The organism is Aurantimonas sp. HBX-1, from assembly GCF_021391535.1.
Lineage (GTDB): Bacteria > Pseudomonadota > Alphaproteobacteria > Rhizobiales > Rhizobiaceae > Aurantimonas.
On record NZ_CP090066.1, the window covers coordinates 3,557,122 to 3,581,227 of the forward strand.

At 70.2% G+C, this 24,106-nt stretch carries 22 protein-coding genes; 10 read left to right on the forward strand and 12 right to left on the reverse strand.

Features of this window, described 5'->3' with window-relative positions; all coding sequences use genetic code 11:
• The first annotated feature begins 41 nt into the window (after window positions 1-41).
• The 6 genes from LXB15_RS16825 (at window position 42) to LXB15_RS16850 (ending at window position 4,277) form a co-directional block, all read left to right on the forward strand.
• Complete coding sequence (locus tag LXB15_RS16825) at window positions 42-908, forward strand: ATP-binding cassette domain-containing protein (RefSeq protein WP_370640125.1); 867 nt, start codon at window positions 42-44, stop codon at window positions 906-908.
• Entirely contained in the window at window positions 901-1,731 is an 831-nt protein-coding gene (locus LXB15_RS16830) for a metal ABC transporter permease (protein ID WP_233949538.1), read from the forward strand. Before LXB15_RS16825 ends, LXB15_RS16830 begins: the two co-directional genes overlap by 8 nt.
• A complete protein-coding gene (locus LXB15_RS16835; protein ID WP_233949539.1) occupies window positions 1,728-2,135 on the forward strand; it encodes a Fur family transcriptional regulator in 408 nt (135 codons plus the stop codon). The genes LXB15_RS16830 and LXB15_RS16835 overlap by 4 nt, the downstream gene beginning before the upstream one ends.
• 79 nt (window positions 2,136-2,214) lie before the next feature.
• Entirely contained in the window at window positions 2,215-2,697 is a 483-nt protein-coding gene (locus tag LXB15_RS16840) for a cupin domain-containing protein (RefSeq protein WP_233949540.1), read from the forward strand.
• A 7-nt stretch (window positions 2,698-2,704) separates the two neighbouring features.
• Entirely contained in the window at window positions 2,705-3,658 is a 954-nt protein-coding gene (locus tag LXB15_RS16845) for a ribokinase (protein ID WP_233949541.1), read from the forward strand.
• Between the two features lie 79 nt (window positions 3,659-3,737).
• On the forward strand, window positions 3,738-4,277 hold the full coding sequence (locus LXB15_RS16850) for a cytochrome b (protein ID WP_233949542.1): 540 nt from the start codon (window positions 3,738-3,740) through the stop codon (window positions 4,275-4,277).
• A gap of 8 nt (window positions 4,278-4,285) precedes the next feature.
• Here LXB15_RS16850 and LXB15_RS16855 read toward each other — a convergent pair whose 3' ends face one another.
• The 4 genes from LXB15_RS16855 to LXB15_RS16870 are packed head-to-tail and all read right to left on the reverse strand — an operon-like array spanning window position 4,286 to window position 7,497.
• Window positions 4,286-5,071 carry a trans-aconitate 2-methyltransferase gene (locus tag LXB15_RS16855; RefSeq protein ID WP_233949543.1) on the reverse strand — a complete coding sequence of 262 codons (786 nt, stop codon included), beginning with the start codon at window positions 5,069-5,071 and terminating at the stop codon, window positions 4,286-4,288.
• Complete coding sequence (locus LXB15_RS16860; protein ID WP_233949544.1) at window positions 5,068-6,114, reverse strand: glycosyltransferase family 4 protein; 1,047 nt, start codon at window positions 6,112-6,114, stop codon at window positions 5,068-5,070. The genes LXB15_RS16855 and LXB15_RS16860 overlap by 4 nt, the downstream gene beginning before the upstream one ends.
• The gene (locus LXB15_RS16865; RefSeq protein ID WP_233949545.1) at window positions 6,111-6,509 is read right to left on the reverse strand and encodes a 6-carboxytetrahydropterin synthase; all 399 of its coding nucleotides are present in this window, start codon (window positions 6,507-6,509) and stop codon (window positions 6,111-6,113) included. Before LXB15_RS16865 ends, LXB15_RS16860 begins: the two co-directional genes overlap by 4 nt.
• A 16-nt stretch (window positions 6,510-6,525) precedes the next feature.
• Window positions 6,526-7,497, reverse strand: coding sequence for a zinc-binding alcohol dehydrogenase (locus tag LXB15_RS16870; RefSeq protein ID WP_233949546.1), 972 nt, complete (start codon window positions 7,495-7,497; stop codon window positions 6,526-6,528).
• A 304-nt stretch (window positions 7,498-7,801) separates the two neighbouring features.
• Here LXB15_RS16870 and ribA point away from each other — a divergent pair, with 304 nt between their 5' ends.
• Complete coding sequence (gene ribA, locus LXB15_RS16875) at window positions 7,802-8,935, forward strand: GTP cyclohydrolase II RibA (protein ID WP_370640126.1); 1,134 nt, start codon at window positions 7,802-7,804, stop codon at window positions 8,933-8,935.
• Between the two features lie 16 nt (window positions 8,936-8,951).
• Here ribA and LXB15_RS16880 read toward each other — a convergent pair whose 3' ends face one another.
• The 5 genes from LXB15_RS16880 to LXB15_RS16900 form a co-directional block, all read right to left on the reverse strand.
• The gene (locus LXB15_RS16880) at window positions 8,952-9,713 is read right to left on the reverse strand and encodes an FkbM family methyltransferase (RefSeq protein ID WP_233949547.1); all 762 of its coding nucleotides are present in this window, start codon (window positions 9,711-9,713) and stop codon (window positions 8,952-8,954) included.
• Window positions 9,713-11,626 carry a glucans biosynthesis glucosyltransferase MdoH gene (gene mdoH, locus LXB15_RS16885; RefSeq protein WP_233949548.1) on the reverse strand — a complete coding sequence of 638 codons (1,914 nt, stop codon included), beginning with the start codon at window positions 11,624-11,626 and terminating at the stop codon, window positions 9,713-9,715. Before mdoH ends, LXB15_RS16880 begins: the two co-directional genes overlap by 1 nt.
• Before the next feature lie 224 nt (window positions 11,627-11,850).
• Entirely contained in the window at window positions 11,851-13,503 is a 1,653-nt protein-coding gene (locus LXB15_RS16890; RefSeq protein WP_233949549.1) for a CRTAC1 family protein, read from the reverse strand.
• A gap of 365 nt (window positions 13,504-13,868) precedes the next feature.
• A complete protein-coding gene (locus LXB15_RS16895; protein WP_233949550.1) occupies window positions 13,869-15,281 on the reverse strand; it encodes a di-heme oxidoredictase family protein in 1,413 nt (470 codons plus the stop codon).
• A complete protein-coding gene (locus LXB15_RS16900; protein WP_233949551.1) occupies window positions 15,281-16,498 on the reverse strand; it encodes an ROK family protein in 1,218 nt (405 codons plus the stop codon). The genes LXB15_RS16895 and LXB15_RS16900 overlap by 1 nt, the downstream gene beginning before the upstream one ends.
• Window positions 16,499-16,724: 226 nt before the next feature.
• Here LXB15_RS16900 and xylF point away from each other — a divergent pair, with 226 nt between their 5' ends.
• The 3 genes from xylF to LXB15_RS16915 all read left to right on the forward strand — a co-directional run bounded on the left by xylF (window position 16,725) and on the right by LXB15_RS16915 (window position 20,060).
• On the forward strand, window positions 16,725-17,726 hold the full coding sequence (gene xylF, locus LXB15_RS16905; protein WP_370640240.1) for a D-xylose ABC transporter substrate-binding protein: 1,002 nt from the start codon (window positions 16,725-16,727) through the stop codon (window positions 17,724-17,726).
• Between the two features lie 190 nt (window positions 17,727-17,916).
• Window positions 17,917-19,227, forward strand: a complete 1,311-nt coding sequence (locus tag LXB15_RS16910) for a sugar ABC transporter permease (RefSeq protein WP_233949553.1) — start codon at window positions 17,917-17,919, stop codon at window positions 19,225-19,227.
• Window positions 19,224-20,060 carry an ATP-binding cassette domain-containing protein gene (locus tag LXB15_RS16915; protein ID WP_233949554.1) on the forward strand — a complete coding sequence of 279 codons (837 nt, stop codon included), beginning with the start codon at window positions 19,224-19,226 and terminating at the stop codon, window positions 20,058-20,060. Before LXB15_RS16910 ends, LXB15_RS16915 begins: the two co-directional genes overlap by 4 nt.
• A 74-nt stretch (window positions 20,061-20,134) precedes the next feature.
• Here LXB15_RS16915 and xylB read toward each other — a convergent pair whose 3' ends face one another.
• The 3 genes from xylB to LXB15_RS16930 form a co-directional block, all read right to left on the reverse strand.
• Window positions 20,135-21,589, reverse strand: a complete 1,455-nt coding sequence (gene xylB / locus LXB15_RS16920) for a xylulokinase (protein ID WP_233949555.1) — start codon at window positions 21,587-21,589, stop codon at window positions 20,135-20,137.
• Between the two features lie 69 nt (window positions 21,590-21,658).
• Window positions 21,659-22,972 (reverse strand): xylose isomerase, encoded by a 1,314-nt coding sequence (xylA, locus tag LXB15_RS16925; protein ID WP_233949556.1) that lies wholly within the window; start codon window positions 22,970-22,972, stop codon window positions 21,659-21,661.
• Between the two features lie 159 nt (window positions 22,973-23,131).
• On the reverse strand, window positions 23,132-24,094 hold the full coding sequence (locus tag LXB15_RS16930; protein ID WP_233949557.1) for an ABC transporter substrate-binding protein: 963 nt from the start codon (window positions 24,092-24,094) through the stop codon (window positions 23,132-23,134).
• Window positions 24,095-24,106: the final 12 nt, after the last annotated feature.

The following is a 24,106-nucleotide window of genomic DNA, read 5'->3' on the forward strand; positions in this document are numbered from 1 at the left end:
GAAGCTCAAGTGCCTTTCCCGCATTCGCCTTGGTTGAACCAATGACCGCCTCGTCCCCTCTCGTCTCGCTCGCCGGTGCCGGCATGCAGCGTTCCGGCCGCTGGCTGGTGCGCGGCGTCGACCTCGAGGTGCGGCCCGGCGAGATCGTCACGCTGATCGGGCCGAACGGCTCGGGGAAGTCGACCACGGCGAAGCTGGCGCTCGGCATCTGGGCGCCGGCCGAGGGTACGGCGCGGCGCGCCGCGGACCTGCGCGTCGGCTACGTGCCGCAGAAGGTCTCGGTCGACTGGACGATGCCGCTCACCGTCCAGCGCTTCATGCAGCTGACCAATCGCCTGACCCCGGACGAGATCGCCGCCGCCCTGGCGAGCACCGGCATCTCGCATCTGCGCCATGCCGAGGTTCGCGAATTGTCGGGCGGCGAGTTCCAGCGCGCCATGCTGGCGCGGGCGATCGCGCGCAAGCCGCAGCTGCTGGTCCTCGACGAGCCGGTGCAGGGCGTCGACTTCTCCGGCGAGATCGCGCTCTACGAGCTGATCGTGTCCATCCGCGACCGGCTCGGCTGCGGCATCCTCTTGATCTCGCACGATCTGCACGTGGTGATGGCGGCGACCGACCGGGTGATCTGCCTCAACGGCCATATCTGCTGCCAGGGCGCACCGAGCGCCGTGGCGGCGAGCGACGAGTATCGCCGACTGTTCGGCGACCGCACGGCCGACGCGCTGGCATTCTACCGCCACCACCACGACCACACGCATCTGCCGGACGGGCGGGTGCGCCAGGCCGACGGCACCGTCACCGACCATTGCGAAGGCCCGCACGATCACGCGGGACACTCCCATGCGGGGCACGACCATGCCGTGGAAACGACCCCCGCGGCCTCGCATCCGGAGAAGACCCATGCTTGACGGCTTCCTCGCCCGCGCCTTCGTGGCGGCGATCGGCGTCGCCCTCGTCGCCGGCCCGCTCGGCTGCTTCATCGTCTGGCGGCGGCTCGCCTATTTCGGCGACACGCTGTCGCACGCCGCGCTGCTCGGCGTCGCGCTGGCCTTGCTGCTCGAGGTCAACGTCACGCTGGCGGTCTTCGTCGTGGCCGCCTTCGTGTCGCTGGCGCTCCTGTGGCTGCAGCGCCGCGCCTCGCTCTCCTCCGATTCGCTGCTCGGCCTCTTGTCGCATTCGGCGCTCGCCATCGGGCTGGTGGTGATCGCCTTCATGCCGTGGGTGCGGGTCGACCTGATGGGCCTGCTGTTCGGCGACATCCTCGCCGTCTCGCGCACCGACATCGCGCTGATCTACGGCGGCGGCGCCCTCGTCCTCGCCGTGCTGGCGGCGATCTGGCGGCCGCTCTTCGCCGCCACGGTCAATGCCGATCTCGCCGCGGCGGAGGGCATGCGGCCCGAGCGCGCCAATTTGATCTTCATGTTGCTGATGGCGGTGGTCATCGCCATCGCCATGAAGATCGTCGGCGTCCTGCTGATCACCGCGCTGCTGATCATTCCGGCCGCGGCGGCGCGGCGGTTCTCGGTGAGCCCGGAGGGCATGGCGGCACTCGCGGCGTTGATCGGCGTCCTCGCCGCCATCGGCGGCCTGTTCGGCTCGCTGCAATGGGACACGCCGTCGGGACCGTCCATCGTCGTCGCCGCGCTGCTGCTGTTCCTGGTCAGCCTGTCGCCGCTGGCCGGCTGGGCCGTGGCGCTGCGCGGCAGGACTGCGGAAGGCGTGCAGCCATGACGCCGGCGCACGCCCATCCCCCGCTGACGCGCAACCAGTCGCTGGTGTACACGGCGCTGACGCGCGCCCCCGGCCCGCTCAGCGCCTATACGATCCTCGACAATCTGCGCGAGGAGGGGCTGCGGGCACCGCTGCAGGTCTACCGGGCGCTCGACAAGCTGGTGGTGATCGGCCTCGTCCACCGACTGGAGAGCCTCAACGCCTTCGTCGCCTGCCATCACGGCCACGGCGACCACGACGCGGCGGTGTTCGCCATCTGCGAGCATTGCGGCAAGGTTCTCGAACTCTCCGACGACGCGACGATCCACCGGCTGGAGACGCTGGCGCGCGACGTCGACTTCGCCGTCGCCAAGACCACGATCGAACTGCGCGGCCGCTGCGCCGCCTGCGCCGCCGCGGCCTGAGGCGAACCGCCGCCGAGGCTTTCGTTCGCGGCGGCGGCGCGCTAGCCTGCCCGCCGCAATGGAACAGCGGACCCGCCCGATGACCGAAACCCATTCCCACGAGCCGCGCTGGAAGCATGACGGCGTGCGCGTCATCAAGGGCGACCAGCTCGATCCCAACACCGCCCAGACCCCCGGCATGTTTCGTCAGGCGGCGATCAATCACGCCCGCGTCGGCGCCCAGAAGATCTGGGCCGGCACCGTGACGATCGAGCCGGACGCCAAGACCGGCGTGCATCACCACGGCGCGCTGGAAAGCGTCATCTTCGTGCTGCGCGGCAAGGCCCGGATGCGCTGGGGCGACCGCCTGGAATTCGTTGCCGAGGCAGGGCCCGGCGACTTCATCTTCGTGCCGCCCTACGTGCCGCACCAGGAGATCAACGCCGATCCCGGCGAGCCGCTCGAATGCGTGCTGGTGCGTTCCGACAACGAGGCGGTGGTGGTCAACATTCCCGACATCGACCCGGTCGAGGCGCCCGAAACCGTCCTTTGGATCGACCCGATCCACCGACACCCGGAATGACCCCGCGATGAGCGTCCAAGCGCCGGCGGCGGCCACGGTCGTGGTGTTCGGCTCGCTGAATGTCGACCTCGTCTGCCGGGTCGAGACCATCCCGCGGCCGGGCGAGACGGTGCTGGCGCCGGGCTACGACCAGCTGTTCGGCGGCAAGGGGGCAAACCAGGCGGTCGCCGCCGCGCGGGCGCTGGGCGGGGAAGGCCGGGTCGCCATGGTGGGTGCCGTCGGCGGGGACGAGCTGGGCCGGGCCGTCACCGCCAATCTCGCGTCGGAAGGCATCGACATGTCGGCCATCCAGACGGTGGCGGACCGCACCGGCTGCGCCTTCATCAGCATCGACGCTGCCGGCGAGAACGCCATCACCGTCGCCAGCGGCGCCAACGGCCGTCTCGCCGCGGCGGGGCTGGACGACGACCGGCTTGGTGCGGGGAGCGTCCTCGTGCTGCAGATGGAGACGCCGCTCGCCGAGAGCCTCGCCGCCGCGACGAAGGCGCGGGCGCGCGGCGCGCCGGTGATCGTCAACCTGGCGCCGGTGCCGCGCGGGCTCGACGCGCCGACGCTCACGCAACTTCTGTCGCTGACCGACTGCCTGGTGGTGAACGAGACGGAGCTGGCCGCCGCCGCGGGTCTGGCGGATCTTGCGACAGGCGACGCCGCCGAACAGGCCCGCAGGCTGGCGGAGCGCTACGGCATCGTAGTGATCGCCACGCTGGGCGCCGAGGGCGCGGTGGTCGCGGACGCCGCGGGGCCACCCAGCCGGATCGCGGCCCACAAGGTGACGGTGGTCGACACGACAGGCGCCGGCGACACGTTCGTGGGCGTGCTGGCGGCCGGGCTCGCGGCCGGACTCGCCCTCTCCGATGCGGCCCGCCGGGCGGTTGTCGCCGGTTCCCTCGCCTGCCGGAAGCTCGGCGCCCAGTCCGCCATGCCAACCGGTGCCGAGATCGACGCCGCGCTGGGGGCCTGACCGGGCACATTATCGCGAGGCTTCGCGCTGCCGCCATCTGCGGGTAAGCTCCCCGAGCCCTGCCGCCTGGAGCCCGCCGATGACGCCGATCGACGCCTATCTGCCAGAGGACCGGCGCTATCCGGTCCTCTCCCGCCTGCTGCACTGGCTGGTCGCCGTCCTCGTCCTCGCGGTCTGGCCGCTCGGCATGGTGATCAAGTTCATCAACGAGGACACCAAGCTCAGCTTCTACATGCTGCACGAATCGCTCGGCTTCCTGATCCTCTGGCTGATGCTGGCGCGGCTCGCCGTGCGGCTGCTACGGCCGCCGCCGCCCGGCCCGCCTTTGCCGGTCTGGGAGGAACGCGCCGCCGCGACGGTGCATGCGCTGCTTTATGTTGCGCTGATCGCCCAGCCCATCATCGGCTTCCTGACCACCAACGCCTTCGGCTTCCCACTCGACTGGTTCGGCCTCGTCACCGTCTGGAGCCCGATCGGCAAATCGGACGCGGCGGAGACGCTGAAGACCGTCCACATCTTCCTCGGCTGGAGCATCCTCGTCCTGTTCGCGCTGCATATCGGCGGCGTGCTGCACCATCACGTCCTGCGCCGCGACCCGACCCTGCAGCGCATGCTCTAGCCGGCCGGCTATTTCGGCAGGGCCAGCACGTCGAGATGGCCGACCCGGCAGAAGCTGGAACCGACCACAGCGAGGCGCGCGTCGAGCCATGCGGCGATCTCCGCCTCGGGCATTTCTCCGGTCTCGCCCACCGCCGTCGCCATGCCCTCGACGAACTTCGTCTGCAGCCCCGTCATGCTGGCGTCGAGCCGCCAGGGGCTCGGCGCGGTGCGGACATCGAGTCCCTGCGCGGCAAGCTCTTCGGCGAGCACGGCGCCCGCGTCCGGCCCGAGCGCCGCGCCGAGGCCCTTGTCGCCGCGCTGGTGCGCGTTGAACAGCGCAATGACGGCTGCGTCCTGCGGATGCGGCAGATCGAAGGCGATCGTCCCGTCGTAGCTGAGCGCGGCATAGAGGCCGATGCGTTCTCGCGCGAGCCGCTTTGCAAGACCGGCGACGAAGTCCCGCGAAGCGAGGTCGAACAGCGCCGATGCCGTGGCGAGCCGGGCCGGCTTGAGTTCGAGCGCATCGAGCTCGCCGAGATCGGCGAGGACGGCCTCTACGGTGCTGCCGGCGGGCCGCCGCCGCTCGGCCTCGGCCAAGAGGGCCGGGTCGTTGTCGACTAGCCGCCAGCGCAGGCCCGGCACCAGCGGCCCGAGCGTCCGCAGCGTCGAACCAGTACCGCAACCAAGGTCGACGGCGAGCGCGTTCGGCCTGGCGGAGAGATAGGCGGCCGCCGCTTCCAGCAGCCCCCTGTCCCTTGCGGCGATGTCGGCCGGCTCCCGCAGGTCGAGCCAGCGTGCCTCGAAGCCGCTCATCGCGCCACTCCTTCCAGGGCTGCGGAGAGCACCGCCGCCGATTGCTGCCACGTCGGCAGCTTCTGCCCCGCCGCATGCGACGCCGCCGCCATCTTCGCCCGCAGCGCCGGGTCGGCCAGCAGCCGGCCGAGACCATCGGCGAACGCGGCGACGTCCCCCGGAGCGACGAGGATGCCGGCGGATTCCGGCACGACGTCGCCGACCGCGCCAGCCCGGCAGGCGACGATCGGCAGGCCGTTCGCCATCGCCTCGGCGAACACCATGCCGTAGCCCTCGTAGCGGCTGGCGAGGGCGAAGATGTCGGCGCGACGATATTCCGGGGCGACGTCCGGCAGGGCGCCGGCGAGTTCGATCCGGTCCGATAGGCCGCTGGCGGCGATCTGGTCGCGCAACGCCGCCGTCGTCGCCGGGTCGGCGTCCAGGCCGCCGACGATGCGGCAGCGCCAGTCATGGTCGGCAAGGCGGGCGAGCGCCGCGACCAGCGTCGCATGGTCCTTGCGGGGGATCGCCGTGCCGACGGCGAGGATCACCGGCGCACCGCCGCTGCCCGTGGCATGCGGCGCCGGGTCGGTACCGGGCAGCGCGACGGTGAGGCGGCCGGGTTCGACGCCCCAGTTGGCGACCAGTTCCCGCGCCGTCGCCGGGCTGGTGACCACCACCTGCTCGGCGACGCCGAGCGCGGCCCGTTCCGAGCGATCGAGCCTTTCCCGCTCCGCCGTCGAGAGCCCCGCCTCCAGCGCCAGCGGATGGTGCACCAGCGCCACCAGCCGGAGCCGGCCCGCCTGGGCGGTGACGATGTTCGGCATCGCCCCGAAGGCAAGCCCGTCGACCAGCACCAGCGTGCCGTCCGGAATCGCGGCGAAGGCGGCCGCCGTCGCTTCGAGATCGGCCGGACTCGGGGCCGGGAAGCTGCCGGGCAGCGCCAGATGCGTCACGTCCCGGCCGAGACCGGCGAGTTCCGCCATCATCCGCCGGTCGTAGCCATAGCCGCCGCTGCGGGTCTCGATGTCCCCTGGGATGGCGAAAACCAGCCGTCGCGTCAAAGATCGGCCTCGTACCACGCCCGGGCGACATGGGATTCGTGCAGCTGGATCTTCAGGCGGACGACCTTCTGCCCGCCGGTGCCGAGGGCGCCGGCTTCGATCCGCTTGGCGATCTCCCTGAAGATGTGCCGGGCGAGGAATTCCGTCGTCGTCACCTTGCCGGCGAAGATCTCCAGCGCGTCGAGGTTCTGGTAGTTCAGCGGCTTCAGCGTCTCGGACAGGATCTGGGTGGCAAGCCCGATGTCGATCGCGAGCCCGTCGTCGTCGATGTCCTCGGTGAAGAAGGCGGCGTCGACCACGAAGGTCGCGCCGTGCATGCCCTGCGCCGGGCCGAACACCTCGCGCGGCAGGCTGTGGGCGATCATCATGTGGTCGCGAACTTCGACGGCGAACATGGGCAGTCCTTTCGGGTCAGTCATAGCGGATGCGATGGCAGAGCGTTGCCGGGTCGGAAAGGATCCCGGCATAGGCGGCGGCGAGGTCGGTGAAGCGCGTCTCGCCGGAAATCAGGATGTCGAGGCGGGGATCGGCCAACAAATCAAGTGCGGCGGTCAGGCGCCGGCGATAGTCCCAGCGTCCGCGCCGCTCCGGCGGCAGCTGGCCGACCTGCGAGGCGACGATCGACAGGCGTTGGCTGTGGAAGGCGCCGCCGAGCGGTACCGCGACGGTCCGGTCGCCGTACCAGCTCGCCTCGACGACCCGCGCCTCGAAGCCGGCGCATCCGAGCGCCGTGGCAAGGCCGGCCTCGCTGGCCGAGGCGTGGATGACCACGTCGCATTCGGTGGGCGCATCCTCGGGCACGGCAAAGTAGCAGCCGAGCGCAACGGCGATGTCGGCGCGGCCGGCATTGCTGTCGACGACGGTGACGTCGCAGCCCGGGATCCGGGCGGCGAGGCTGCCGACCAGCATGCCGACGAGGCCGCCGCCGACCACCGCCACCCGGTCGCCGGGCCCGATCCTGGCGTCCCAGACGATGTTGAGGGCGGTTTCCATGTTGGCGGCCAGCACCGCGCGCTCGGCCGGCACCGACTGGGGAACCGGGACGGCCGCGTCGGCCGGCAGGACGAAGCGGTCCTGGTGCGGGTAGAGGCAGAAGACCGTCTCGCCGATCCGCTCGGGCGGTCCTTCGACGATGTCGCCGACGACCGCGTAGCCGTATTTCACCGGGAAGGGGAAATCCCCCTCCTGAAAGGGCGCGCGCATGCGCTGGTATTCGCTCTGCGGCACCTTGCCGGCCGCCACCAGCGCCTCGGTACCGCGGCTGATCGCGCCGAAGCGGCTTTCGACGGCGACCTCGCCCGCCGCGACGGCCGGCAGGCGTGCCTCGCGCAGCGCCGCCTGGCCTTCGGCTTCCAGCCAGAAAGCGCGACAAAGTGTCGTCATCGGGCCACGGAGGGCGCGCGGATGTGCCGCGACGCGGCTAGGGACCGGCCGCAAATGCTCGCCGAACGGGCAGCGCGCGTCGACGTCGGGAACGGTAGGAGATTGTATTGCAACGGCTAATCCGATGGGAGGGCGCGGTCGACCGCGGGATCACGAGGGTGAAACTGTGGCTTTGCACATCTGCGTCAACGCGGCGCTTCGCCTCTCGCCGTTTTCGGATCGAAGACGATGTTTCTCCCACGGACCGCTGGCGCCTGCGCCGGCAGACCCGACATGCGTGCGTGAGTAAGGGCGAGGACGGGCCATGGGCAACATGATGATCAACGCGACGACCGCCGCGCAGCCGACGCTGCTGCCGGCCGCCGGGTCGACGGCGGCGATCCGCTGCGAGCGGGCGGCGGCGGAACTGCGCTATGGCCGGCCGGTGCTGATCCGCGGCGAGGATGGCGCGACGCTGGCCGCGCTGGCGCTCGACGCCGCCGACCAGACCGCCTTCGCGGCCTTCGGCGCCGCGCTGGGCGGCCGCCACGAGCTGTTCCTCACGGCGACCCGCGCGGCGGTGCTGGGCCTTGCCGCGCCCACCGGCGCGCTGGTGCCGCTCGGCGGCGTCGGTTTCGCCGAGGCCTGCCATCTCGGCTATCTGCGCGGCGCCTTCCGGCTGCGCGACTGGCGGGCCGGCGGCGCCCTGGAGGCGGAGGCGGCTGCCGCCGCGCGGCTGGCGCTGCTGCTGCCGGCGGTCGTCTGCGGCCGGGTCTCGGCGGACAACCCGGCCTTCGCCGACGCCGTCTCGCTCGAGCCCGGCGATCTCGACGCCGCCAATCTCGCCGCGCTCGGCCGCTTCGAGGTGGTGGCGCGCACCGAGGTGCCGCTGAAGGGCATAGGGGCCGCCGAGTTCGTGATCTTCCGCGGCGGCCTCGCTCAGCGGGACCAGGTGGCGATCGTCGTCGGCGATCCCGACCGCAGCCGGCCGGTGCCGGTGCGCGTCCACTCCTCCTGCATCACCGGCGATCTCTTCGGCTCGCTGAAATGCGATTGCGGCGACCAGCTGCGCGGCGGCCTGAAGACGCTCGAGGAACGCGGTGGCGGCGTGCTGATCTATCTCGACCAGGAAGGCCGCGGCACCGGCATCGCCGCGAAGATGCGGGCCTACGGGTTGCAGGGCGCCGGGCTGGATACGATCGACGCCGACGCCCAGCTCGGCTTCGGCGCCGACGAGCGGCGCTACGAGGCCGCCGCGGCGATGCTGTCCGGCCTCGACATCAGCCGCGTGGACCTTTTGACCAACAATCCGCTGAAGGTCGCCTATCTGCGGGCCTGCGGCATCGACGTCGTCTCCCGCACGCCGGTGCTCGGCCCGCTGACGCCTCAGAACACCGGCTACCTGCGGACCAAGGCGCGACGCGGCGGCCACATGCTCGACCAGCTGTTCGAGCGCTGAGCCGTCCCCGCCCGGCTCAGGGCGCGTCGCCGCGGAAGCAGTAGACGTCGCCGGAGTTCGCCGCGTCCGGGAGACCGAGCAGCTTCTCGCGCATCGCGGCGAGCGAGCAGGGCTCGCCGAACACCATCGTGTGGGTTTCGCCGAGCGAGAGATCGAAGCGCCGGTAGCCGAGTTCCGCGGCCCGGGCGAGGCTGCGCAGCGCCACGTCGCGCTGCAGCGTGGTGAACTCGAAGGACAACACCTTCACCGGCCGGCTCAGGCCGGAAAGCACCCGGTCCTCCAGTCCCTCGACGTCGATCTTGATGAAGGTCGGCTCGCCATGGGCGACGATCAGGCGGTCGATGGTGGTGGCCTCGACCTTGACGATCTCGTCCCAGACCTGGCTGCGCCAGCGCTCGTCGCCGGCCGCCGCCGCGACCATCCGGCTCGACGCCGTCGACACCGTCGGGTTGGCGCCGTTGATGCGCAGTTCGATGAGACCGGGCGACGCATCGATCGCGGCCTCGATGATCGTCACCGACCCGTCGCGGGCGAACAGCGCCCTGAGGAGGCGCGCCAGGCGCGGCTGGGGCTCGACCGCGACGACGCGCGCCCCGAGGTGGCGGAGCACGCGGATCCGGTCCCCGACATGCGCGCCGATATCGAAGGCGAGGTCGCCCGGACCGAGCAACGGCCGGTAGAGCCGCTCGAGCCCATCGCGATGGCTGCGATCGCCATGGTAGACGCGCAGGCTCCTCAGGACACCGATCCAGCCGCGGAGCTCGGTACCGAACGGCATCAGCGACGCCCGGATTCGACTTCCGCCGCCAGCGGTACGGCGATCGGAAGCAGTGGCGATGGACGGGCTGGCGCGCCGCGCCAGGGCCGCGCCTCGAACGGCACGAGACCGCGCAGCACCCGCGGCAGGATGGACTCCTCCGGCGTCGCGAACAGACCCGCCCGCGCCACCAGCTTGCCGAAGCGGGCCGACGCGGTGATGACGGTGAACGGCACGGCGAGGCAAAGGCCCGCGACGAACGGCGCGCCCCAGAGCAGCGCCACCGGATCGGCCCTGTAGAGCACCACCGCCATGGCGAAGCCGAGCAGCGTCTGCGGCCACATCGCCTTGAACGCCGACACCCAGCCGACACCAAGCTTGTCGCGGTTCTGGCCGCTCCACGTCACCGAGCGCCCGAACGGCAGGCCCGCGAGGAACAGGGAGACATAGACCGCGACGATCGGCGCCATCAGCATCGAGACCGGAATCTCGATCAGCGCCGAGGCGATGAACCGCACCGGTCCCCCGTAGGCGCGGACGGCGCCGCGGGTCATCAGCACGTCGGCCATGCCGGCGAGCTTCGGCGCGATCGACAGCGTGAAGACGGTGAGAAACAGGCCAAGGCCGAGCTGCAGATAGGCCGGATCGAACGTCCCGGTGACGCCCTTGACCGTTGCGGCGATCGTCATCGCGATCCAGGCCGGCGGCGCCAGATACATCAGGATCGCCTGCAGGATCTGGAATCGGCTGATGGCCAACAGCCCCGAGGCGCGCAGGAAGCGCCAGTACTGCATGTTGCCCTGGCACCAGCGCAGGTCGCGCTTGGCGAATTCCGGCAGGGTCGGCGGGCTGGTCTCGTAGCTCTGCGTCTCGACCGGCACGATCCGCACCTCGTAGCCGGCGCGGCGCATCAGCACCGCTTCCAGCTGGTCGTGGCTGAGCACGTGGCCGCCGAGCGGGGCGCGGCCCGGCAGGATCGGCAGCTCGCAATGGTCGCGGAAGGCACGGGTGCGGATGACGGCGTTGTGGCCCCAGTAGGAGCCGCAATCGGCGGTCCACCAGCTGGCGCCCATGGTGAAGGAGCGCATGCCGTGGCGCATGCCGAACTGGAAGATGCGGGCGAAGCCGCTGGTCGCCGGCGTGCCGACGACGAGGCTCTGCAGGATGCCGAAGCGCGGGTTCGCCTCCATCGTCGCGACCAGCCGGGCCATGACGTCGCCGGACATCACGCTGTCGGAGTCGAGCGGCAGATAGAAGTCGAAATCGTCGCCGTGCGCTTCGAGGAAGTCGCGGACATTGCCGGCCTTGTAGCCGACATTGTCGGCACGTCGGCGGTAAACCGGGCGGGCCGGGTCGCTGTCGGCGAAGACGGTAGCGAAGCGCCGGAACTCGGCCTCCTCCGCCCGCGCCACCTGCGGATCGCTGGTGTCGCTGAGGACGAAGAAGCGGAAATGCTCGCGCAGGCCGGTGCGCTCGAGGCTGATGCGCATCGCCTCGATCCGCTCGAAGATCGGACGCGGATCCTCGTTGCGCAGGAAGACCGTCAGCGCTGTCCGGCTGTTCAGGCGCCGGACCCGACCGGCGGGGCCTGCCGAGTAGTATGGGTAGACGCTGCGCGCCGGATCGGCCGGCCCGTGCATCAGGACGAGGCCGATGACGGCATTCCAGAAGCCGAGCACGGTCCACGGCGTTGCCAGCAGGAACCCGGTCAGCATGATCCATTCGGCCGCGTCGATGGCGCCGTCGGCCCGGAGCAGCGTGACGACACCGGCGGCAAGCGCCACCAGCGTCGCGAGATTGAGCGCGAGCACGATCAGCCGGCGCCGGCCGACCGGCAACCCGGCCGGGCGGAGCTCCGGCGGGCGCTCGGCGCGATGGCGCTCTTGCGACTCGGGAAATGACAGTTCGTCGTCTGCCGACGGCACTCGCAACACGGATGCTTCCTTTTCGATGATGGCATTCGCGGACGGCACCCTTGCGGTACCGCCCGGCTTCGACCAGCGCCCGGGACCTCTAGCTAGAAAGCCATCGCTCCGCGGTGAGGCCGACTACGGCAATCTGCGCGGCCGCGGCACTCACTTTTCCGTAAGAGGCCGAACCCGCCCCGGGTTGCGCCCGCCGCCGCGGCAGATTGACCCGCCCGGCGGCCGGAAGGTGATCAGCGCGCGGCCGCCCGATCGCTGCCGAAGGCCGGCCGGTCGGCATCCGGGTACCAGTAGCGCGCCGCCGGCGCGTCGCGCTCGATCAGCACGAAGCTGTCGGCGAAGACGCGGTAGGGATGGCTCCACGCGCCATCCGGCCACTGCACCCGGATTTCGGCACGCTCGGCGGTGCCGAGGCCGAGATGCACGAAGCCGGAATGGCCCGAAGCATGGCCGCCGCCGACCTGGATCGTGCGGTAGAGCGTCCTCGTGCCGATCTTCACCGCCAGCTTGGCGCCGAGGGCGGTCCGGTTCGCGCCCTTCTGGGCCAGCGACACCTCGACGAAGTTGCCGAGCGGCCGGGTGCCGAAACTGGCTGCAGCGCCGCGGTTGCGGAACAGGCTGGCGGGTTGGCCGCGATTGACGACCAGCAGGTCGAGCGCGCCGTCGAGATTGAAGTCGGCGACCAGCGCGCCGCGTCCCTTGGTGGGGAGGGCAAGGCCCGCTTCGCCGCCGCGCTCGGTGAAGTGCCCGTCGAAGCCGCCCATCAGCAGATTGTCCGGATCGTAGGCGGCGAAGTCCGGCATCGCCTCGACGTTGCCCTTGGCGATGAACAGGTCGAGCGCGGTGTCGTTGTTGAAATCGGCGAACTCGGCGTGCCAGCCTGTCGACGGCTTGCCCTGGTCCTCGACATAGGGCCGGTGCGCCGTGGCGCCGCGATCGAACGCCTCGTCGCGATAGGTCGGCGCGTCCTCGAACTCCCGGTCGAGGAATTGAAGCTTGGTGTCGCCCATCGAGCTCAGCGCGTATTCCGGCGTGCCGTCGCCGTCGACGTCGCCTTCGGCGATGCCCATGCCCCAGATCGACAGATGCTGCCAGCCATCGGCCTTGCGATAGGGGCGCGGCGCGCGCTCCGGCTCGAGCCGCCAGAGCTGCTCGGCGCCGCCGCGATAATATTGCCGGTCGTTGGTGATCCGCAGCGCCGGCTCGCCCGAGCGGTTCCAGTCGGTGAACAGCATCGAAAGCGCGCAGTAGCCGGGCGACAGCGCCAGCGGCTCGGAATAGTCGGGACCGCCGTCGGGGCCGGAACGCGGTCGGATCAGCGCGTTGTCGGCGCAGGTGCCCCAGGGCGAGCCCGGCGCGGCGCGGTCGACGTAATTGCCGAAGGCGAGCGTCGGGAAGGACGCGCCCGGCTCGAAGATCGCCGAGAAGGCCGTCGTCCAGGCGCGGCCGCCGTCGAAGCCCCAGGCGAAGTTCGCCTTCTCGAAGCGGCATTCCGGCCCGCCCTTGAGCAGGACGTTCGCGCCGACCCGCAGCAGCACGAGGTCCTCGAACCCGTCCTGGTCGATATCCAGCGGATAGGCGCCGGTGACGTTCGCGAGGTCCTTCGGGTCGACGGGCTGCGGCAGCTTCTCGAAGGCCAGCGCGCCGGCTTCCTGCGAACGGTTGACGTAGAAGCCGCCCTCGCCCGCGCCGCCGGCCAGGAACAGGTCGGGGAAGCGGTCGCCGTTGCAGTCGAACGCCGCCCCGCCGCCCCCGACGAAGAACTCCCACGGCCCGCCATAGACATGCTCGATGCCGGCGGCCTTCGCCTCCTCGTGAAACAGCGGCGTGTCGGCAGCGAAGCCGGGAGCGGTTTCGGCGGCCGCCGGGACAAGGGCGGCAGTCAATGCGAAGAGCGTTGCAAAGGCCAGACGCGGGAGGCGCCACAGGGAGAATCCAATCGGTCCGAAAGGCGGGTTCGACCCACCCCCCTCTGCCCTGCCGGGCATCTCCCCCACAAGGGGGGAGATCGACCTGCCGCCAAGGCCGCGCTTCTTTCTCGTTCGCGGATCCTTGGCACTCTCCGCAACAGGATTTTGGCGGGCCCTCAAAGCCGCTTCGCTTTCTACGGCACCGGGAGCGCCGGGGCGTCTGCAGAAGAGAGCGAGGCGACGAAGCTGCCGATCTCCCCCCTTGTGGGGGAGATGTCCGGCAGGACAGAGGGGGGTGCTACAGCGCAAATCTGAGCCGCGTTTCGCCGAAACCATCCCCGTCACTCCCCCACCGACAGCGTCTTCAGCCAGGCGATCAGTGCCGAGCGGTCGGCTTCCGGCAGGTCGCGATAGCCGAAAGCACTCGTCTCCGCGGCGCCGCCATGGGCGCGGATCACCTCGTCGAGCGTGGTGACGTCGCCGCGGTGACCGTAGGGCGCAGTGTCCGCGAGGCCCCAGAGCTCGGCGGTCATGAACACGTCGCGCTCGACGAAGCGCTGGCCCAGCGTCTCGTTGCCGAGCGCGGCGGTGCGCGTGTCGGCGATGCGATGGCGCTTCAGGTCGCCGAACAGCGGCACCAGCACGTCGCCGTCGGCATTGCGCGGCAGGCGCGCCGCCCATTCGAGCGTCGCGAGGTCGTAGACAGCCGGCTTCTCGACGTCGCCCTCGCGCAGCGTGCCGGCGAGATCGACCGGGCCCGGATCCTGGAAGGCGAGGCTCTTCAGCGGCAGCGCCGGACGGTGGCAGGTCTCGCAGCCGAGATCGGCGAAGACGGCGCGGCCGCGCTCGGCCGCCTGGCGCCAGGCCGGATCGTCGGGCGCGGCCTGGAGCGGCGGCGGCAGCGTCGCCTGGAACGCCACCATCGCCGAGACCTCGCCGGCGCCGATCTCGTCCGGATATCCATCGCGGTCGAAATCCGCGGTGCCGGTCCAGCGCGTGCCCCAGCGCTCGTCCGGCTGGATGCCGTGATGCTGGTTCAGCGCGTTGACGGTGAACTGCCGCAGCGAGGTCATCACGCCCTTCTGCGTGAACGGGCGGATGACCAGATCCGCATCGACCCCGTCGAGTTCGGCGAGATCGACCGAGCCGTCCGGCTGCGCGGTGATGCGGCCGAAGCCGACGCCCTTGGCGACAAGCGCAACACGCACCGGTTCGCCCGTCGCACGGGCGCGCCGCAGCGCATCCGCCCGGCCAGCGCGGAGCTCGACGGTCATCTCCCGCGCCAGCAGCTCGACCAGCCCGGCGCCGAACAGATGGTTGGTGCCGCGCTCGTTGGAGAATTGCGGGTCGAGCGTGTCGAACTCGGCGCTCTCGAAGCCCTCCGAGACGAAGGCATTGGCGACGAAGCCGCCGGCGCCGCCGGTCACCGGCTCGTTATGGCAGGAGGAGCAGGCGTTGGCGTCGGGGCCGGCGAGGCGCTGGAAGGCGTGTTCGGCCGGCCGACGCGTCGCCGTCGGCACGATCGCCTGCGTGGCGTTCGGCCGCCCGGCCCCGTCCAGCACGGTGAAGCGGGCCTCGAACAGATCCTTGCCCTTGAGCGCCAGCGCCTCGAGGGCGTCACCGGCGATCGGCCCGGCGATCGTCGCCGGGTCGAGGCGCTCGCGGATGGTCTTCTCGCTCCAGGCGGGTTCCTGCGCCGCTGCTGGCAGCGCCAGCGACGCGGCGACGGCGATGAAGGTAACATGGCGGAACATCAGGCAGCCTCCGCGATCTCGGTTCCGGCAAAGCGGGCAAAGCGGTCGTCGAGCGCGGCGAGCGCGTGCGCCGTCGCGGCCGAGAAGATCAGCTGGTCGACGTCCTCGGCGATCGAAAAGGCGGTGTCGGCGCCCGACCCGTCGATGGCGCTCTCGCGGATGCCGCGGCGGATCGCCGGCTCCAGCAGATCCATGGCGTGGGCGCCGGAGCCGGTGAACACGATGGGCAGCGGGTCGATCAGCGTGAAGACGCGGCCGAGCCCGTAGCCGATGGCAAGGCCGGCTTCCTCGAAGGCCGCGGCGGCCTCGCTCTCCCCGCCCCGCGCCAGCGCCGCGAGGCGGTGCATGTCGGCATCGCTGATGCGGCGGGTCGGCACGGCATCGACCTTGCCCTGCGCCCGGCGCCAGATGGCGTAGTCGCCGGCATAGGCCTCGACGCAGCCGTGATTGCCGCAGCGGCAGAGCGCCCCGCCGGGAATGTGGTTGATGTGCCCGAACTCGACCGCCGAGGAGCGCTGGCCCTGGAAGGTCGAGCCGCCAAGCCGCAGCCCCATGCCGACGCCGAAGCCGATGAACAGGGTGGCGAAGTCGCGGCCGCTGAACTCCGGTGTCCAGCGGAACGCCTCGGGCATCAGCGAACAGTCGTTGAAGACCTCGACCGCAGCGCCGGTCGCGGCGGCCAGCGGCGTCGCGATGTCGAGGTCGCGGGCCCTCAGCGCCGGCGACCAGAGGATGCGGGAGAGGCCGCTGTCGGTCTTGCCCTGAACGGCGACGATCAGCTTGCCGAAGTCGGGCCGGGGCCCTTTGCCGCCGGCTTCGTCGAGCAGCGCCAGGAGCGATCCCACGATCTCGTCGCGGCCGAGGCCCGAGAGGTCGCAGTCGCGCCGTGCCTCGCCGCGGACATTGCCGGCGTAGTCGGCAAAACGCACCGAGACCTCGCCGACGGCGAGCTTGCCGATCGCCACCGTCGCCGCCGAGGCGGCCAGCGCCAGCGCCTTGCCCGGGCGGCCGCGCCGCACCGTCCGCCCGTCGTCGTCGACCTCTGCCAGGATGCCGGCACGCAGCAGCGCCGTGGCGATCGCCGAGGCCGCCGACACCGAAAGCCCGGTGGCCTCGCTGACCGCCTTCCGGGTCGAGATGGGGGTGCGCCTCAGGTGGTCGATGACGGCATGGCGGTTGTGTGCGCGCACGTCGTCGGCATCGGTCTTGGCCAGCATTTGCGGCGTTTCCTCCCACCAGAGGCCCGCTCTCCCGGCGGGTTCCCATGGCCTGTGCCCGCCACGTTGACACGGATGAGATTTGCTGTCACCATTTTTTCCGAGGCTTGGAAAAAGTCTCGATCGGCCGGGAGAACGGGCCGTCTTCGAACGATCGGGCGCTGGGGCGCCGGGAGGAAAATCCATGAAGAATCTGAAGCTCGCGCTTGTCGGCGCGGTGTTCTCGATGGCTGTCGTCGGATCCGCGTCTGCCCAGGAGGGCAAGACGGTCGGCGTGTCCTGGTCGAACTTCCAGGAAGAGCGCTGGAAGACCGACGAGGCCGCCATCAAGAAGGCGCTCGAGGCCGCCGGTGCCACCTACATCTCCGCCGATGCGCAGTCCTCGGCCGCCAAGCAGCTCACCGACGTCGAGTCGCTGATCAGCCAGGGCGCCGACGCGCTGATCATCCTGGCGCAGGACTCCGACGCCATCGGACCGGCCGTCGAAGCGGCGGCGAACAACGGCATCCCGGTGGTCGGCTACGACCGGCTGATCGAGAACCCGAACGCCTTCTACATCACCTTCGACAACAAGGAAGTCGGGCGCATCCAGGCGCGTGAAGTGATGAAGGTGCAGCCGGAAGGCAACTACGCCTTCATCAAGGGCTCGTCGGCCGATCCGAACGCCGACTTCCTGTTCTCCGGCCAGATGGAAGTGCTCAAGGACGCCATCGATTCCGGCAAGATCAAGAATGTCGGCGAGGCCTACACGGACGGCTGGCTCCCCGCCAACGCCCAGCAGAACATGGAACAGATCCTGACTGCCAACAACAACGAGGTCGACGCCGTCGTCGCCTCGAACGACGGCACCGCCGGCGGCGCCATCGCCGCGCTGGAAGCGCAGGGTCTCGCCGGTTCGGTGCCGGTCTCCGGACAGGACGCCGACTTCGCCGCGCTCAACCGCATCGCCCGCGGCACGCAGACCGTGTCGGTCTGGAAGGACTCGCGCGAGCTCGGCAAGCGTGCGGCGGAGATCGCCCTCGATCTCGCCGACGGCACCGAGATGAACGCGATCGAAGGCGTCGAGACCTTCAACGGCGGCCCGAACGGCGTCGAGATGCAGTCGATCTTCCTGACCCCGGTGGCGATCACCCAGGAAAACCTCGACACCATCATCGATGCCGGCTGGGTATCGAAGGAAGTGGTCTGCCAGGGCGCGGATGCCTCCAAGGTCCCGGCCTGCGGCTGAACGACCTCGCGCAGCATCGTCAGGCGGCCGCCCCCGTGCGGCCGCCTGACACGTATCGAGGAAAGTCGCGGACCGCAGGTGACGGACGCGCCGGTTCCCGATACCGTCGGCACAACAACGAATGAGCCGAGCATGCGTCATCCCCCGGCGGCAGCCGGGAATGACGCGTAGCTCCGCCAGGGAGGCGGTCATGAGCCAAGCGACAACCGGACAGGCGGCCACCGCCGGCGCGGCCAGGGGCGGCGGCCTCGGCGGCTTCGTCCGCGCCACCGAGGTCGACACCCGCATGCTCGGCATGGTCGGGGCGCTGCTAGTCATCTGGGTGGTCTTCCACGTCCTTTCCGGCGGCATCTTCCTGTCGCCGCGCAACCTCTGGAACCTCACCGTCCAGACCGCCTCGATCGCGGTGATGGCGACCGGCATGGTGCTGGTCATCGTCACCCGCAACATCGACCTTTCGGTCGGCTCGATCCTCGGCTTCACCGGCATGGCGATGGCCGCGCTGCAGGTCGACTTCCTGCCGGACCTACTCGGCTACAACAGCCCCTTCACCTGGTTCATCACCCTCGTCGTCGGCGTCGCTATCGGCGTCGCGATCGGCGGCCTGCAGGGCTACGTCATCGCCTTTCTCGGCGTGCCCGCCTTCATCGTCACGCTGGGCGGCCTGCTGGTGTGGCGGGGCGGCGCCTGGTGGCTGACCTCGGGCCGCACCGTGGCGCCGCTCGACGACACGTTCCGGCTGATGGGCGGCGGCGCGACCGGCTCCCTCGGCGAGACCTGGACGTGGATCCTGGCGCTCGTCGCCTGCGTCGCCGTCGCGGTATCGCTGGTCGTCGCCCGCCGCCGCCGCCTCGGCTACGGCTTCCCGCTGCGGCCGGTCTGGGCGGAGGCGGCCATGGCGATCATCGCGTTTGCCGCGATCCTCGGCGCCGCCTGGATCCTCAACAGCTACCACTGGCCCTCGGCCATCGCCCGTCGCTATGCCGAGGCGCAGGGCATCGAGGCGCCGGAAGGCGGGCTGCAGATCGGCTACGGCGTCGCCGTGCCGGTGCTGATCGCCATCGTCGTCGGCATCGTCATGACCTTCGTCGCCCGCCGCACCCGCTTCGGCCGCTACGTCTTCGCCATCGGCGGCAACCCGGAAGCCGCCGAACTGGCCGGCATCAACACCCGCTGGGTGCTGATGAAGGTGTTCATGCTGATGGGCGGCCTCGCCGCCCTCGGCGCCGCGATCTCCACCGCGCGCCTCAACGCCGCCACCAACGCGCTCGGCACGCTCGACGAGCTCTACGTCATCGCCGCCGCGGTGATCGGCGGCACGTCGCTCGCCGGCGGCGCCGGCACGATCATCGGGGCGATGCTCGGCGCCCTGGTGATGCAGTCGCTGCAGTCGGGCATGGTGCTGCTGGGCGTCGACTCGCCACTGCAGTCGATCGTCGTCGGCATCGTGCTCGTCGTCGCGGTGTGGATCGATACCGTCTATCGCAGGAGGGCCGCATGAGCACGACGACGGAGGCCATCACCGACCACGGCCGTGGCCATCCCGCCACGGTCGACCGCAGCGGCGCGCCGCTGGTCGAACTCAAGGACATCTCGATCTCGTTCGGCGGCATCCATGCCGTGGAGCGGGCCTCGATCGATCTCTTTCCCGGCGAGGTCGTCGCCCTGCTCGGCCACAACGGCGCCGGCAAGTCGACGCTGATCAAGATCCTGTCGGGCGCCTACAAGCGCGACAGCGGCGAGATCTTCGTGCGCGGCGAGGCCGCTGCCATCGGCAATCCGCGCGACGCCAAGGCCTACGGGATAGAGACGATCTACCAGACGCTGGCGCTGGCGGACAACGTGGATGCGGCGGCGAACCTCTTCCTCGGCCGCGAGATCCTCACCGCCTGGGGCACGCTCGACGACGGCGCGATGGAGGCCGAGGCCCGCAAGGTGATGGGCCGGCTGAACCCGAACTTCCGCCGCTTCAAGGAGCCGGTGAAGGCGCTGTCGGGCGGCCAGCGCCAGTCCGTCGCCATCGCCCGGGCGATCCTGTTCAACGCCAAGATCCTGATCATGGACGAGCCGACCGCCGCGCTCGGCCCGCAGGAGACCGCGCAGGTGGGCGAACTGATCAAGGAGCTGAAGAAGGAAGACATCGGCATCTTCCTGATCAGCCACGACATCCACGACGTCTTCGACCTCGCCGACCGGGTCGTGGTGATGAAGAACGGCCAGGTCGTCGGCAGCGCCATGACCGGCGACGTCACCAAGGACGAGGTCCTCGGCATGATCATCCTCGGCAAGTGCCCGCCCGGCGCGACGCCCGGCCCCGGCGCGATGCAGGACTAAAGCGAAGGGGCGCCGAGAGGGCGCCCCTTTTGCTTACGGCATTCCCTTTCCGACGCATCTCGTGCCGGAAGGGATCAGCCGGCCATCGCCGCCTTCACCGCCGGATAGAGCCGGCGATAGCGCTCGTAGGCCGCCCTGTAGGCGCCCGCCTTGTCGCGCTCCGGGGTGAAGCGCCGGGCGATCGGCGGCTCGGTCATCACGGTTCTCGGGTCCTCGCCCGTCGCGGCGCAGAGGCCGAGCCGGGCGGCGCCGAAGGCAGCGCCGAAATCGCCGGCCTCCGGCAGCGCGATCTCGGTGTCCAGCACCGTCGCCATCAGCTTCAGCCAGTAGACCGAGCGCGAGCCCGCCCCGACGGCGATCAGCCGCTGCGGCGAGGTCCCGCCGCCCGCCTCGACGCAGTCACGCATCGAGTAGGCGACGCCCTCAAGCACCGCCCGCGTCATCGCCGCCCGGTCGCTGCCGGCATCGAGCCCGGCGAAGACGCCGCGAATGTCGGCATCGTTGTGCGGCGTGCGCTCGCCCGACAGATACGGCAGGAAGACCAGCCGCCCGGGCTCGCCGAGGTCCTCGCCGAGCGCACCGGTCAACGCCGCCGGCTCCTCCTTCAGGAGCTGCGACAGCCATTCGACCGAGCCGGCGGCCGAGAGCGTCACGCCCATCTGGTGCCACAGGCCCGGAATGGCGTGGCAGAACGTGTGGAGCGCCGTCTCCGGGACCGGATGATAGCCGGCGACCGCGGTGAACAGGACGCCGGAGGTGCCGAGCGACAGGAAGCCGGTGCCGGGTTCGGCGACGCCGACGCCGCAGGCGGACGCGGCATTGTCGCCGCCGCCGCCAGCGACCGCGATGCCCGGCGTCAGGCCGAAGCGCGTCGCGAGATCGGGGCGCAGCTGGCCGGAGACCTCCGTGCCCTCCACCAGTCGCGGCATGTGGTCGATCGACAGGCCGGTCTTCTCCAGCATCCGGCCGGACCAGTCGCGCCGGCCGGTATCGAGCCACGCCGTGCCGGCGGCGTCCGACATTTCCGACACCGCCTCGCCGGTGAGCCACAGCCGCAGATAATCCTTGGGCAGCAGGACGCGGCGGACCTTCTCGAAGATCGCCGGCTCGTTGCGGGCGACCCAGAGCAGCTTCGGCGCAGTGAAGCCCGGAAACACGATGTTGCCGGTGATGGCGCGGGATTCGTCGTCGTCGAGCTTGGCCGCTTCCTGGTGGCTGCGGGTGTCGTTCCACAGGATGCAGGGCCGCAGCACCTGATCGTCCGCGCCCAGCAGCGTCGCGCCGTGCATGTGGCCGGAGAGGCCGATGCCGGCGACGGCGGCGAGCGCCGCGCCATGCTCGGCCTTCAGCCTCTCCAGCGCGGTCTCGCAGGCGGCGATCCAGGCGGCCGGGTCCTGCTCCGACCAGCCGAAATGCGGCCGCTCGACGGTCAGCGGCACCGAGACCGAGGCGATGGGCCGCTGGTCCTCGCCGATGATCAGCGCCTTCAGCGACGACGTGCCGAGGTCGAGCCCGAGATAGTTGGTCATGCCATGTTCGTCTTTTCTGATGTCGCGCTCTCGTGGGACGGGCGGGCTCTTGGCCCGCCCTCCGAGGGTTCAGACGTAGCGGTTGACCACGCCTTCCAGATATTCCTGCCGGCCGGAGCGGGGCTGCGGGTCGAGGCCCAGCGCGCGGTCGGCGATCGTCTCTAGCGTGCGGTCGCCGGCGAGCATCGCCTTCGCCTCGTCGGTCTGCCAGCCGGCATAGCGGTCGGCGAGCGGCTGGCTCAGCGCGCCGTCGGCCAGCATCTGCTCGGCCGCCAGCAGCCCCCGGGCGCAGGCGTCCATCGAGGCAACATGGGCGATCAGCAGATCGTCCGGGTCGATCGACTGGCGGCGGATCTTGGCGTCGAAGTTGAGCCCGCCGGTGGTGAAGCCGCCATGCTGCAGCATCTCGTGGAAGACCAGAGCGATCTCGCGGACATCCATGGCGAACTGGTCGGTGTCCCAGCCGAGCAGGTCGTCGCCGCGATTGATGTCGAGCGAGCCGAACAGGTCGTGGGCGTAGGCCAGCTTGACCTCGTGGTCGAAGCTGTGGCCGGCGAGGATGGCGTGGTTCTGCTCGATGTTCATCTTCACGTCGGCGAGGAGATCGTATTTCTGCAGGAAGCCGAAAACGGTCGCGACGTCGAAATCGTACTGGTGCTTGGTCGGCTCCTTCGGCTTCGGCTCGATCAGGATCGGGCCGGCGAAGCCGATCTTGTGCTTGTAGTCGACGAGCATCGACAGGAAGCGGCCGAGTTGGTCCAGCTCCTGCTTCATGTCGGTGTTGAGCAGCGTCTCGTAGCCCTCGCGGCCGCCCCAGCAGACATAGTTCGCGCCGTTGAGGCGGTGCGTCGCGTCGAGCGCCGCCTTCACCTGCCCGCAGGCATAGGCGAAGACGTCCGGATCGGGATTGGTGGCGGCGCCGGCCATGTAGCGGCGGTGCGAGAAGAGGTTGGCTGTGCCCCAGAGCAGCCGTACCCGGTCGGTCGCCATCTTTTCCTCGAAGATGTCGGTGATGACCTTCAGATTGTCGATCGACTGCTGCAGCGTCTCGCCTTCCGGCGCGACGTCGACGTCGTGGAAGGCGAAGAACGGCACGTCGAGGATACGGAACATGTCGAAGGCGACGTCGGCCTTCTGCTTTGCCAGGGCGAGCGCGTCGCCGCCGTGCATCCACGGCCGGTTGAAGGTCTCGCCGCCGAAGGGATCGCCGCCCGGCCAGGTGAAGGAATGCCAGTAGGCGACGGAGAAGCGCAGATGGTCCTCCATCCGCTTGCCCATCACCATCCGGTCCTTGTCGTAGAAGCGGAAGGCCAGCGGGTCGCGGCTCCCGGTGCCGGCGAAGGCGATCGGCTGGCTGTGGCTGAAGAAGTTTCCTGCGGTCATGACGGCAATTCCTGGGTGGAGCGCGGTGCGCCCATTGGCTGCAGCACGGTATGACGGGCGCCGAAGGGCGCGCGCCGGTGATGAAGACCCGTCCGCCGGTGCCCGGACGGACGGGCCGAAACCCGCTGGGATATCGCGGGCCTTAGCCGGAGATCGCGATCAGAACGGCGAGTCCGGGTAGTAGTACTGGTCGGCGTTCTCCGGGGTCACCAGCACCGAGCCGATGATGAAGCGGCCTTCCATCGGCGCCTGCGACACGAAGCGGTCGGCGGTGAGCCGGATCGCCGTGGCGATCATCGCCGGCGGATAGGTGACGTCCGCCGGGACCATGGTATCGCCGGCCTTCACCCGCTCGATCATCTGCTTCATGCCGGCGCCGCCGAGCACCCACATGTCGTTTTCGCGGCCGGCCTGCTTGATCGCCTCGATGACGCCGAGCGCCATGTCGTCGTCCGAGGCCCAGACCGCGTCGATCTCGGGGAAGCGGGACAGGAAGTCCTGCATCACCTCGAACGCCTTGTCGCGGTTCCAGTTGCCGTGCTCCATCCCGATGATCTCGATGTTCGACCCTTCGAGGGCGGCCTGGAAGGCTTCCACCCGCTCGTTGTCGATGGTCGTCGGAATGCCGCGCAGGGCGACGATCTTGCCGCCGTCGGGCATCTTTTCCTTGAAGTACTCGCCGGCGACGCGGCCGAAGGCGGTATTGTCGCCCGCGACATAGAGGTCCTCGATGCCTTCCTGGGCGAGGCCGCGATCGACCACCGTCACCCACTTGCCGGCATCGGCGACGCGCTTCACCGGCCCGGTCAGCGGATCGGACTCGAACGGCAGGATGACCAGCGCGTCGATGTCGCGCGTCGCCATCATGTCCTCGACGTCGGAGACCTGCTTGCCCGGGTCGCCCGCCGTGGCGAGCACGAACTCGAGCTGCGGATAGGTCTCCGTCAGGCTGTCGATCGCCTGCTGGGCGTGGAAGTTGACCCCGCCGGTCCAGCCATGCGTGGCGGCGGGGATCGAGACGCCGATCGTCACCTTCTCCGCATCCTGCGCCATGGCGAGGCCCGGCAGGGCCAGCGAAGCGGCGACTAAGCCTGCTCCTGCGAGTTTCATCAGTTTCTTCATGTCATTCCTCCC